The organism is Paenibacillus peoriae KCTC 3763, assembly GCF_000236805.1.
Taxonomy (GTDB): domain Bacteria; phylum Bacillota; class Bacilli; order Paenibacillales; family Paenibacillaceae; genus Paenibacillus; species Paenibacillus peoriae.
The window spans coordinates 1-12,794 of record NZ_AGFX01000041.1; the positions used below are offsets into that span (position 1 = coordinate 1).

Annotated in this window: 10 protein-coding genes and 1 other annotated feature; of the genes, 2 read left to right on the top strand and 8 right to left on the bottom strand. The window is 45.6% G+C overall.

Annotated features, from left to right (window positions below; genetic code table 11):
- Positions 1-116: 116 nt before the first annotated feature.
- From KQI_RS0121050 to KQI_RS0121085, 7 genes are all read right to left on the bottom strand, one after another.
- On the bottom strand, positions 117-542 hold the full coding sequence (locus tag KQI_RS0121050) for a VOC family protein (protein ID WP_010348840.1): 426 nt from the start codon (positions 540-542) through the stop codon (positions 117-119).
- A gap of 145 nt (positions 543-687) precedes the next feature.
- On the bottom strand, positions 688-2,775 hold the full coding sequence (locus tag KQI_RS0121055; protein WP_010348841.1) for a class I SAM-dependent methyltransferase: 2,088 nt from the start codon (positions 2,773-2,775) through the stop codon (positions 688-690).
- Between the two features lie 306 nt (positions 2,776-3,081).
- A complete protein-coding gene (locus KQI_RS0121065; RefSeq protein WP_010348843.1) occupies positions 3,082-4,053 on the bottom strand; it encodes a glycoside hydrolase family 43 protein in 972 nt (323 codons plus the stop codon).
- Positions 4,054-4,093: 40 nt separating this feature from the next.
- Positions 4,094-5,479, bottom strand: a complete 1,386-nt coding sequence (locus KQI_RS0121070; protein ID WP_010348844.1) for an arabinan endo-1,5-alpha-L-arabinosidase — start codon at positions 5,477-5,479, stop codon at positions 4,094-4,096.
- A 60-nt stretch (positions 5,480-5,539) separates the two neighbouring features.
- On the bottom strand, positions 5,540-6,382 hold the full coding sequence (locus tag KQI_RS0121075; RefSeq protein WP_010348845.1) for a carbohydrate ABC transporter permease: 843 nt from the start codon (positions 6,380-6,382) through the stop codon (positions 5,540-5,542).
- A gap of 27 nt (positions 6,383-6,409) precedes the next feature.
- A complete protein-coding gene (locus KQI_RS0121080) occupies positions 6,410-7,300 on the bottom strand; it encodes a carbohydrate ABC transporter permease (protein WP_010348846.1) in 891 nt (296 codons plus the stop codon).
- A gap of 91 nt (positions 7,301-7,391) precedes the next feature.
- Positions 7,392-8,735 (bottom strand): ABC transporter substrate-binding protein, encoded by a 1,344-nt coding sequence (locus KQI_RS0121085; RefSeq protein ID WP_010348847.1) that lies wholly within the window; start codon positions 8,733-8,735, stop codon positions 7,392-7,394.
- A gap of 507 nt (positions 8,736-9,242) precedes the next feature.
- Between KQI_RS0121085 and KQI_RS0121090 the strand changes: the two genes are divergently transcribed.
- Positions 9,243-10,172, top strand: coding sequence for an ArsR/SmtB family transcription factor (locus KQI_RS0121090; RefSeq protein ID WP_010348848.1), 930 nt, complete (start codon positions 9,243-9,245; stop codon positions 10,170-10,172).
- A 35-nt stretch (positions 10,173-10,207) separates the two neighbouring features.
- On the opposite strand, the gene KQI_RS0121095 is transcribed toward KQI_RS0121090, so the two are convergent.
- A complete protein-coding gene (locus KQI_RS0121095) occupies positions 10,208-10,936 on the bottom strand; it encodes a DUF1361 domain-containing protein (protein ID WP_010348849.1) in 729 nt (242 codons plus the stop codon).
- Positions 10,937-11,314: 378 nt separating this feature from the next.
- Positions 11,315-11,553: a binding site (T-box leader), on the top strand.
- Between the two features lie 42 nt (positions 11,554-11,595).
- Here KQI_RS0121095 and KQI_RS0121105 point away from each other — a divergent pair.
- On the top strand, positions 11,596-12,780 hold the full coding sequence (locus tag KQI_RS0121105) for an aminotransferase class I/II-fold pyridoxal phosphate-dependent enzyme (protein ID WP_010348851.1): 1,185 nt from the start codon (positions 11,596-11,598) through the stop codon (positions 12,778-12,780).
- The last annotated feature ends 14 nt before the right edge of the window (positions 12,781-12,794 follow it).

Below are 12,794 nucleotides of genomic sequence, written 5' to 3' on the forward strand. Positions count from 1 at the left end.
TCTACTATGATGGGAGCATATCAGCTTGTTGGAGGGCTTTTTTTCGTTGAACGATGGCATGTACGCAAAAAACGGCCAGACCGCCAAGGTAGCGAAATCTGACCGTTTTCCATTTTTTAAGATTGAGCTTCTGTGAAAATTTGGAATGTGACCCCAAACTTGTCCGTTACATTCCCATAGGCCGGACTGAAGTGGGTTTCTTGCAAGGGCATGCCCACCTGTCCTCCTTGCTGTAGAGCATCAAACATTTTTCTGGCTTGCTCCACACTGTCGGTTGTAATACAGATACTCACCTGGTTCCCGCTGCTAAACGGCGATCCGGGAAAGGTATCGGAAAACATAAGCTCGGTCTCACCGACTTTAAGGGTAGCATGTCCAATACGACCTTTGACCTCTGCGGGAATCGGAAAATCCGGGTTTTCCGGCATTTCGCCAAAGGTTTGAACAAAAAGCTGTTGCGCATCCAATGCCTTTTCATAAAATTCGATCGCTTCTTTTGCATTTCCATTCATGGTGATGTAGGGAATCAAACGTTTTGACATCTTCAACACAGCTCCTTTATTGTCATTTTACCAGGCACTTCACCTGTATTATATGCAAAACTTGTTAAGAAAAACAGATTTGTTTTATGTGACTGCAAAAAATCCCGAAACAGCAGAGGGTTCTGCCAATGCTCTCCTTCCAGTCCTAGTGTGGCTTCTCAATCACGATCAGACAGGTACTGTCTGGCAAAGGAACCGGCTGTCCCTGTTCATCCGCCAACTCAATACGCCCGGACAACGCCTCAGTATAACCCTCCTGCAAATAGTGGCGGTTCACCCGAATAATCGCCTGTGATCCAAGTGTGTTACGAATGCATTCCTCATACTGTGAGGGGGTAAAATAACCAAACTGCTCCTGCACTTCATGTACATAGGCTTCTGCCCCCCAGGTGTAGGTGTACAGAAATTCCATTGCATCGTTGACAGGCATAACAGCGTCAGACTCACTTACACGCTCCATTTCAATATGGCGACCTGCAAAATCTTCGGCAAATCGCAGCAGCCATTCCATCCCGTCTGGCTCCAGAAACCGGATACGTCTGCGCTGTTCTGTCGGTTCGGTCATAATGCCGTCACGAATAATGATGCGCCCGCCGGGTGTCAGCACACGATAGGCGCTCTGCAAAGCCGCCTCGACCGTTTGCGGATTGAACCGGGTCCCATCTCGCTCGATGTAAGAATACAGCTCGTGGAGAATGGAAGAAAAAATGACCGTGTCCATGCTCCCCGTTTCCACAAATTCCTCCAATCGAAGCGCATCCCCTTTGATAACATCCCAACGGTGACCCTCCGATTGTTTTTTCCGTTTTAATGCTTCAATCACATTTACTGAGATATCAAGTCCTAGCGGATATGCATCCGGTCTTTCCTGCTCAATCAGATCCAGCAGCACGCCCCCGCCAGGCCCTATATCCAGAATGCGGGTTCCAGTCACGTAATCCAGAATGACCCGTTTGTAATCTGCGGTCTGGTTCATATCCGCAAGATACGTCTCCTCGTTGTGAAAACGATCATACGCATCACGCCGTAATCCGAATAGATCGAACAGCAGCAATACTGCTTTGTCATACAGCGGCGTTTTTTCTGCCTCAATACAAAAGTCAATCAGCTTCTCAGCCGCAGATGAAAATGCAAAATTAAAAAATACAGTGCTCGGCAGCTCCTCCTTATGCTCCACGATCACACTCAAATGAGGGTTATGTTTGCGCTTTCCTTTTAAAAGATCTTGCCAGGACAGCGCACTCAAATATTTCTCAATCATTCGTTTTTTGTATACGTTAATTTTCTTGACACCACGATAATCATAATACATCGTGTTCATGAGAGATTCAAAGCTAATATGACGTACCGTAGCTGGCTGCTCATGTCCTGTACCCTCTCTCAGTACGACTAAAAATACCTTTACCAGTTCTTCGAGCGAAAAATCCTGTAAAGCGGACTCTACATACCAAAGCGTACGATTTTCCAGCGGAGCAAGTGCCCTTTCTACATTCAACTCACGCTCCAACTCCGCGTAAGCCTGTTCGAACGGCTCGCCTTCATGAATAGAAACGGATCGCAATCGCTTGAGACGTTCTTTTACGCCCCACACCACAGGCACGTTATCCCATGCGATCCAGCCGATCAGCTGCTCTACCTCACCACGAACCTGCTCCCATAGATCAGGGTCCACCCCGGCGATAATACATTCGTTCAGAGCACGTAAAACAAGCTCCAGCTCCTCAGCGCTTAGCCAGCCCTTGCGAGTAATTTCCAGCAACGGCCGATTTTCTGAAAAAGGAATTTCGCCCCGTATATACTGCCCGATTAGTCCATGCGTCTCAATCAAAATCCGGGTCATGCTGTTGCGCGGGTAAGCTGGGAACTCTGCTTGAGCCTGTCTGACATATAGCTGGGAAGAGCCAATATTATGCACAAATAAATTAATCCCCTCCTGCTGCCAGCGCAGCCGTTCACGGCCTGTGCCCCCTTTAGCCGCCTCAGACCATACCAGCACATCCTCCAGCAGCTCCTTAATCCAGAAAGACAATGGGAGTCCGTCCAATATGAGCAACGTACGCTCCACATAATCCAGTACAGGATTGGAATCCTTTAGCTCTCCTATGGAACGGATGCGTTCCAGATTGACAATACGCTCTTCAGCGGAAACGAGGATCTTCAGCCAAGTCGGCGCATCCCAGGCCAGATCATTTTCTTTCCGATAGTTAGCTATAGCTTTTAATGATTGCAGCATTTTTCTCACCTCGTGTGATTCGGATTCGGTATGCACAGGAGACTTTGGAAAAAACGTTGGGATATTGTCTTGTTTAAGCTACACTTTACCATACATTTGCAGCTCCCATCCCGTGGAAAATATTAAACATTTTTATCAATCCAGCTTTTTTCATACTTTTCCCAAAATAAAAAAAGACATCCTCCAGCTTTAAGCTCAGAGCATGTCCTAGTATCCTTGTTATGCGCAGTAAAATTATACTTCTACTATTTTCAGGAAATTTCGTTATTTTTGTCAACACATGGTCATTCACAGCATTCCAACCGCTTATTTATTTACGGTAGCTCCATCCGGCACTGGAAAACCAAAATCAGGGGTTCCATCTTCATTCCAGTTCAACGGCTGCACGCGTGTATGGCGATTGGGATCATACAGCGGGTCACCTGTAATTTCCTTGTAGTTACGGGCGTGATATACGAGAACATCGCTACCGTCAGGTGCAACTGTAAAGCTGTTGTGACCTGGCCCAAATTGACCTGTTTCCTCATTTGTGCAGAATACTGGCACAGGAGACTTCGCCCACGATTTGGGATCGAGCAAATCCGCATTCTCATCTACCGACAACAGACCCATACAATAATTGTGGTCAGTCGCGCTGGCTGAATAACTGATAAAAATCCGTCCGTTCCGTTTCAGAACCGCCGCTCCCTCATTCACCTTAAAACCGATGACCTCCCAATCATATTCAGGGGTAGAGATCATCACTTGCTCACCGCGCAGCGTCCACGGATTACTCATTTCAGAGATGTACAGATTGGAATTACCGACAATGCCCGGGTCCTTCTGGGCCCACACATAATACAGAACTCCATTATGCTGGAAGGTTGTTGCATCAAGAGCGAATGATTCCCAGCGGGTTTTGATCTGTCCCTTCTCCACCCACTCTCCTTCCAGCGGGTTGGCAGCATCATTTTCCAGCACAAACATCCGGTGGTCGAACAGGCCTTCCTTCGTTTCTGTTGTACGAGCTGCTGCAAAATAAATGTACCATTTATCATGAATAAAATGAATTTCCGGTGCCCAAATGTTCGCGCTTAATGGACCCGTTTCATATTTGTGCCACACTGCGACAGGCTCTGCTGTGCTCAAGCCTTGAATGGTTCGTGCCCGCCGCACCTCAATACGGTCATACTCCGGCACAGAGCCGGTAAAATAATAGTATCCATCACTGTGCTTGTAAATCCAGGGGTCTGCCCGTTGTTCAATAACCGGATTAATAAAAGATACAGGTTGATTCATGGTTTTTCTCTCCTCTATGTGTAATATGTAGTTCATAATTTTAATTGCTGATACGCTTGCCCCAAATGGAAATTCCCTTATTGTTCATGCCTGTAAAAACGAGCGTATGGCGACCCAACTCCCAATCCCATGAAGGAAGCAATAACAGTTGCTCCTGGGTTCCTTCGGATGCATCGCTCCAATTCAGTGTTAAAGTACGCTTGCCGTCAAAGGTCCACTGGCCTTCAAGAGTTCCGCTGGTTGCCCGTCCTCCGTCTTCCAGACGAAGCGGTTCAGCTTCCACCTGACCATCGACTTCCTGCTTCATTACGACGCGTTCCCAACTGCCGGATAATAATCTTTGAGGTATATCCTGTTCCTTCTCGCCTGCATACCGTTCCGGTGATACGACAGGCCAGCCATCAGCCGTCCACAATATTTTGCGTACATGCAGGTACGGCCAACTCTTGTCCGTTTCTCCCCGCGCATGATGAACAATATAATAATCTTCTCCGTCCTTCAGCACGGAATTATGTCCTGGCGCAACCCAGCCTTCTCCTTCACTGAATCGATAACCGCCCAGTACCTTATTGCCAATCTCGTATTGAGGCAAATAGCCGGTGTCAGCCATATCATGTCCGTTCACATCCACGTACGGCCCTGTGATAGAGTCCGAGCGGGCAACGCGCACATTATAGTCCTCAAACAAAGAATCATACGAGACGAACAAGTAATATTTACGGAAGGTTGGATTGTACACAATGTAAGGTCCTTCCACAGCCCCGTCCTCGGTTGCCCGGTCTCTGGCAGCGATATTTTTCCCATAACCGGACTCTTTGAGCTTCCCCGTTTGGGGATCAAGCCGTGTAATGTAAATACCGCCAAAAAAAGAACCGTACACCATCCACGGATTCCCCTCCGCATCCAGCACCGGATTAGCATCAATCGCATTCAGCTTGTCATGCTCATCCGTTTTAACGACCAGTCCCTCGTCCTTCCAGGGGCCTTCCGGCGATTTGGATGTCTGTAACCCGATGGCTGACCGCCTACTGCCAAAGGTAGAGGCCGAGTAATACATCCGATAGGTATCCCCCATCTTGATAACATCTGGTGCCCACAGATTCGTTGCGGATGACCATCCCCCCGCTTCCTTGGGTATACCAGGCAATGCATACTGAACCCAGTTCCAGTGAATCAGGTCGGTCGATTTGCGCACCATAACACCCGGTCTCAGCTCTCCACCTGTCTTTACATCCGTCGAGTAGACATAATAGCCCTGATCTGTTTTGATAATCGCCGGGTCATGTGCATTGTTAATGGTCCAGCGGTGTTCATCGTTTATCACACTTTGATCATACAAGTGATCAGGAGGCGGGGCCTGCGGATACGCAGGGTCCGGGGTGTTATCCCCACAGCCGGATAGGCCCAGCATAAGCAGCATAACCATAACTGTTCTTCTCCTCCTTCCATTATTCATACATATGGTGATCGTCTGCCATGTGCCCACTTATCCTTTGACACCGGAAATAGCAACCGATTCAATAATTTGTTTTTGGAAGATCAGAAATATAATTAATACAGGCAACAACGCAATAATGGAAGCTGCCATAATGAGCGGATAGTCCGTCTGAATGGCATAAGTCGCATTAAAATTCGCAATAACCAGCTGCAATGTCTGCGTTTCTGGTGAGTTCAAGTAAATAATCGGCGCCAAATAATCGTTCCAAATTCCCATGAACCATAAAATAAGCTGGGCCGCAACTGCCGGCTTAATGAGCGGGAACGTAATGGACGAATACAGTCGAAAATAAGAACTGCCGTCAATTTTAGCCGCTTCAATAATGGCATCCGGTACACTGAGCAAATACTGCCGCAGGAAAAAGATCATAACCACATTTCCGAACAAGCCGGGAACTATCAGAGGCAACAGCGTATCTACCCAACCTAGCTTGGAAAACATCATAAACTGCGGAATCATAACCGTTGGATATGGAATCATCATGGATGCGATGAGTACCAGAAACAGTTTATTTTTATGAGGAAATCTCAGCTTGGCAAATGCAAAGGCAGCCACACTGGATGTAAAGGTCCCCACAACGGTAACACTTACAGCCACAATCACGCTGTTCTTGATCCCGCTTAACAAAGGTCCTGCTTCCCAAATTTCCTTATACTTGCCAAACTGGAACACCTCTGGTATCCATACCGGCGGAAGAGCAAAGACATCCTGCTTTTCCTTCACCGAAGTGGACAGCATCCACAGCAGCGGTGCGATCATCGCAATCGCTCCAATGGCCAGTGCAATAAAGATAATGGTGTTGGTAACTTTCGTTCTTTGACTATGGGACATAATCAGACTCACTCCTTTCCGCGAAAATCAATCCCCATCAAAGGACGATTTTTCATTCATTTTGAATTGAATCAAAGTTACGATAAAAATGAAGATGCCAAGAATCATAGCCATCGCGGAGGCATATCCCATTTGCAGGTTTTTAAATGCCTTATCCCAAATATAGAAGACGATTGAGGCAGATGAATATTCCGGACCACCTGTAGGTGTCATAATGTTCATTTCAGTAAAGATTTGCGAGCCACCAATAATATTGGTTACGACCAGGAAAAAGGTTACCGGCTTTACCATGGGCCATGTAATGTTGCGGAACATTTGGAAACCGCTAGCTCCATCTAGTTCTGCTGCTTCATAATAAGAACGAGATACACTTTGCAGAGCGGCCAAATACAGTAGCATCGTGTAGCCAAGACCTTTCCAGACTGTCATCAGGATCAAGGCTGGCTTAACCGTATCCTTATCCATCAGCCAGTTGGGACCTTTAATGCCGAACAACTCCAGGAATTGGTTCACTAGACCGTAGTCTCCGTTGTATGCCCAGTTCCACATGATGGAAACCGCAGCCAGCGAAGAAATAACCGGAATATAGTAGATCACACGAAATGTCGTCGTGCCTGGAATTTTGCGATTCAATCCCAGTGCCAGCAGTAAAGCTAATACAAGACCAATTGGAATACCCAGCATTAAGAAAAGAGTATTGTACATCGATTTGTAAAAGAGCTCATCCGTAAATAAATCTCTAAAATTGTCGAAGCCAATAAAATTCATTTGTCCTAATCCGTCCCAGTCTGTAAAAGAGCCGTATAACGAATAGACAAACGGGAACAACGTAAAGATTAGCAAACCGAGAATAGGAGGAAGGATAAATAAATATCCGTATATCTTCTCTTTGCGATAGAGATTAGATTTGGTTATCACAGGACTCACCTCTGTTTCTAATTTGGATAGAGGATGATGCCAGCAGCATGATATCAGCCGCTAACATCATCCTCTATCCGTTATTTACGTATTACTTCTGTGATTTTTTCTCTTGCTCCACCGCTTTATCCAGCAGTTTCTGCATCTTAGGCTGTTCCTGCTTCACATAATCGGCTGCCGTAACTTTACCGTCCAGCACTGGCTGAATATCCGTGAAGAAAATATCATACCATTCCGCGTTATACGTATAGTTGCCAGGCAATGCGCGACCATAGTCATTTACGATATCAATAAATTCCTGCTTGTTGCTAGGCTTGGTTTTTGAATCCTTCACCCACTCATCCGCCATATCCAGCAGATTCGGAATTTGTACCTTCGCGTCAACGAGCTGCTTCATACCTTCTTTGGAAGTGGTCAAATAGTTCACCAGTTCTACGGCTTCATCCGGGTATTTTGTTTTAGAAGAAACACCGATACCCAAAGAGCCAATCCATGTTGCCGGTTTGCCAGTCGATCCAACCGGGTATGGCATTAAATCATATTCAAAAGACAGCTTTTCAAACGTACTCATATCCCAAGGACCTACAGGGAAGAATGCCATTTCACCCTTCATCCAGCGTTGGTATGTGTCCAGCGTTTGTGATTGTTCAATACCAGGCGTAATTTTATATTTGTTTTGCATATCAGCAAAGAACTGAAGCGCTTCCGCAAATTTCGGATCATCAATGGCTACTTTTGTTTTGCTCGCGTCTAGCCAATCCGCACCATTGCTCCATACAAAGGCTTGCAGTGCCCACTGAACGTTGAAGCCTGTACCATACTGATCCGGTTTGCCATCACCATTTGTATCTTTGGTTAACTGCTGGCTGACCTTGATGAACTCATCCCATGTATACGGTTTGTCTTTATCAGGTGCAGGAATGCCCGCTTTTTCGAACATGGTTTTGTTGTAGCCAAGTGCGAATGGACCCAGGTCTTTCGGCATACCATAAATATTTCCTTGACCAGCCATTTTACCGTCATATCGATACAAATCCACACCATATTTCCAAATGTTATCCAGATTTATATCCTTGCTCTTCTCAATGTAAGGTGTCAGATCCTTCAGCACGCCGCTATTAACATACGCTTTCAAATCTCCAGGGGCAAAATAAAAGATATCTGGAAGATTGTTTCCTGTAATCGCAGCTCTAAGCTTTGTAGCATATTGGTCTGCTGCCGTCACGACCATTTTAACCTTCACGCCAGGATGTTCCTCTTCAAATTTCTTGATAACATCCTTATAAGCCTTCTGCTCATCCGTACCTCCACGGAACATGAACGTCAATTCCTTGGTTCCATCGCTACTGGAGCTTCCTCCACCACAACCAGCTAATGCAGCAACCATCAATAGCAGAACAACCATTGTTATCGCAAAACCTTTTTTCTTTATCATCGCGACCCCTCCTAAAATTAAATGAAACCGCATACATTTGGCGTTAAAATAATCTTACACGACTAGGCTTTAATTTTACTTGTGCGGTACACAAACTGTTGTTCATTGCCGCTGTGAGTATCATCCCTCTCATGCACCTTATGATTAACATTTTACTTTATCAATAATGAATTCGTTTACAAACAAAATATAGCACGCCCCTCTACAGTTCGTCAATGCATTTACAAATCTTTTTAAATAAATATAAAACATTAATTTGAATCTCATAAAAAATACAATTAAGACGTATTTAAGTTTATATATACTAATAAAATCAATTAAATAACTTAAATACGATTCATTTTCGAAAATGGGTTTATTTTCGAACCTGTTTCGCTTCCCTATTTTTTAGTAAAAATAATTTATGGAAAAGCAGTTTACTTCTTTCTGATTTTATTTTAACATAATTCAAAGTAAAAATATAAACGCTTACATTACATATTTTATAGGTAAGGAAGGTCTATAGATATGATTTATATTAAGAACTTAATGTCCGGATTAGATATTTTTAAAGCACTAGGCTCGGAAATTCGCATTCAAATACTCGAGTTACTTGCCTATCAAGGACAAAGTATGAATGATATTGCTAACAAGCTGCATTTGAGCAACGGCACCATTACGATGCATATTCGCAAACTGGAAGAATGCGGCCTGGTGGAAATTAATACAGTGAGCGGTAAACACGGTACACGAAAAATGTGCTATTTGAATAAAGAAAAGCTAATGGTAGATTTGCGGAGCAGAGAACAAAAAAATGTGTATGAGGTGGAGATTCGTATTGGTCATTATAGTAACTATCAAGCGGTCCCCACTTGCGGATTGGTGACCCGAGACAGCATTATCGGCGATTTTGATGATCCACGCTATTTTGCAGATCCCGGGCGGCTGGAGTCGGAAATGATCTGGATGGCCGAAGGCTTTTTGGAATACCGCATCCCCAACTATCTGAAAGCGAATCAATCCTTTAAGGAAATTCAGTTCTCCGCAGAACTGGGCTCAGAAGCACCGTGCTATTGTGAGGAATATCCTTCCGACATTTGGTTTCATATCAATGGTATCCCTATTGGGTACTGGACCAGCCCCGGAGATTTTGGAGAAGTACCGGGGGTTCTCAATCCCGATTGGTGGCCACCGCATTTGAATCAATATGGCATGCTCAAATTAATTCGCATCAATCAGCATGGCAGTTTCATTGACGGGTGCCGTATATCAGAAGTCACAATAAACGATATCGGCCTTAACTATAAAAGCGATATTACACTCCGTTTATCCGTATCCGATCAGTCGGAGAACAAAGGGGGGCTCACCATTTTTGGTAAAAGATTCGGCAACTTTAGTCAGGATTTGCTTGTGCGCGTGCTTTATGATGTACACGGGGAAGAGAACTCCAGCGACTAGCTCGCCACATGCAATAAGGCCGAAGACCGTATGCATTACATACGTGTCCTCGGCCTACAGGCCTTTTCCTCGCTTAAAGAGATATACATCATTAGATAAAAGATGACCGTAATCGCAAACACCAGCCAGCTAAAGGCCAGCAAATGCTGTCTTTCCCCTGCCAGGCTCACCCATTTCCAAACATCTGTAAGAATGACCAAGGGCTTTAGCAGCACATCCCAGCTATTCCAGCGAGCAAATCTGCCGATATATACGCCCACGCTGGCGAGCCACAGCAAAACAAAAATGATAATCCACGCCAGCCAGGCATTATAAGCTTTTTGCAGTATTCGGTGGATGATCCATACACAAAGGGATGTAAGAAAAAGGCCAAGCACTGCTGCCGAAAAAGACGTAAATAAGATCAACCAAAATGTGGTGTCCAGCCAAAAACGCGAGTCCGGATTCACCTTGTACAAACGAAACGCATGCAATAACTCAGTCAGTAAATATAGCGCATTCGGCAGAAAAAACAACCATATTACTCCACTAAGCAACATAAGAACCCGTCTGACTTTCACATTCCCCAATCTGCAAAAAGCCATTATTACTAAAGTAATAAAGATCGGAACCCAGGCCAGGAATATATCCCAGTATAAAAATTGATACATCTTCGTCCCACTTGCAAACTGCAAATACATAATGAGCCCAAAACAGCCCAACGTAGCTACAAACAGCACCCCCAACAAAGCGGGCAGCTTGTAACCCTTCCCTGTAAACAGCAAGCTTTTGCCTCCCCTGTCCGTGTATACGTATATACGTCTTTTTGAATTCGCGTCAAGTGTTAAAAATCAGCCTATGATGGTGCAGACATCTGTAAAGACTTGGAATCATCGATTTTCCATACAGCCGGCTCATTGATCCAGCTCCATTCCGCAGGCAAAGCTTTACCGCTAAAACGTTCAAATACGTTCATAAAGCTGTCTTCCTCTCACGGCAATAGGGTCTGAAATCACGCCAAAATCTGAGAGCCAAGCCCTCTCATTATCACTATATACGTAATCTTCCAATCGTCAATGATAATCCTGCTGTCGCTGCATTTAAAAAAAGACTTGCCATCCTGAAATGTTGTGCTTATAATTACACCTAACTTGATACGGCAACAAATTTCAATGACGAGAACGAGTAAGCTATACAGCGGATTTGCAGAGAGTTGGGGCAGGTGAAAGCCAACATTCCGAGGATAGCCGAACGCCATCTCCGAGAAGCGGGCTGAACCTGAAGTAAGCTCTGCCGCCTTTCCAGCGTTAACCGGAACACGTATTGATGGATACGTGAACAGAGTGTCATTTCGTATGGAATGAAACTAGGGTGGTAACACGGGTATGAACTCGTCCCTTTTACAGGGGCGGGTTTTTTTGTTTTTTAAAAGGAGGAAATCAACATGACGAACGTATCGACAGTAGCATCTATAACTGATTTTTTGACTCCAGCTGTACGGGAAATGCCACCTTCAGGCATTCGTAAGTTTTTTGAATATAGTACGGGCAGACAAGATATCGTTTCGCTCGGAGTCGGTGAACCTGACTTTGTGACCCCTCAGCATGTCATAAAGGCCTGTATCACAGCTCTCGAAAATGGAAAAACCTCATACACACCCAATGCCGGTCTTCCCGAGCTTCGTGAGGAGATTGCCGGATATTTGGAGAGCAGTTTTAACACGTCCTATAACCCGACGAATGAAATCATGGTCACCATCGGCAGCAGTGAAGCGCTGGATTTGGCACTGCGTGCCCTGATTACAGAGCACGATGAAATACTCATTCCAGCTCCATGTTACATCTCGTATGCGCCTATTACGTTTCTGAACGGAGGGCATACCGTAACGGTCGAAACCTCTGCTGACCGGCAGTTCAAGCTGACAGCCGAAGCGCTCAAGGCCAAGCTGACCCCACGATCCAAGGTGCTCATTCTCTGTTATCCGAACAATCCGACAGGCGGGATCATGACCTATGAGGATTGGCTGCCTATTGCCCGCCTGGTTGAGGAGCACAATCTGGTCGTCATAACCGACGAGATTTATGCTGAACTGACCTACGGGCAGCGGCATGTAAGCTTTGCTGCTCTGCCGGGAATGAAGGAGCGGACACTGCTCATCAGCGGTTTTTCCAAAGCATTTGCAATGACTGGCTGGAGGGTTGGTTATGTATGTGGTCCGAGAGAGCTGATTGCTGCCATGCTGAAAATTCATCAATATACCGCCATGTGCGCTCCTATTATCGGGCAAATTGCCGCTATTGAATCACTGCGCAACGGGCTGGAGGAAAAAGACCGCATGATGGAATCTTACAATCTGCGCAGAAAATGGTTCGTTGAAAGCCTGTGTCAGACAGGACTGCCCTGTCATGAACCGAACGGAGCCTTCTACGCTTTCCCTTCCATTATGCACACGGGGTTAAGCTCAGAGCAGTTTGCCAAGCGACTGCTGGACGAAGAAGGAGTCATTACTGTACCCGGTTCCGCATTCGGTCCCGGCGGCGAGGGCTTTATCCGCTGCTCGTACGCATCGTCGCGAGAACAGCTGGAAATCGCATTGGAGCGCATCGGCGTATTTTTGAAACGCCTGTAAATACGATTTTCCAT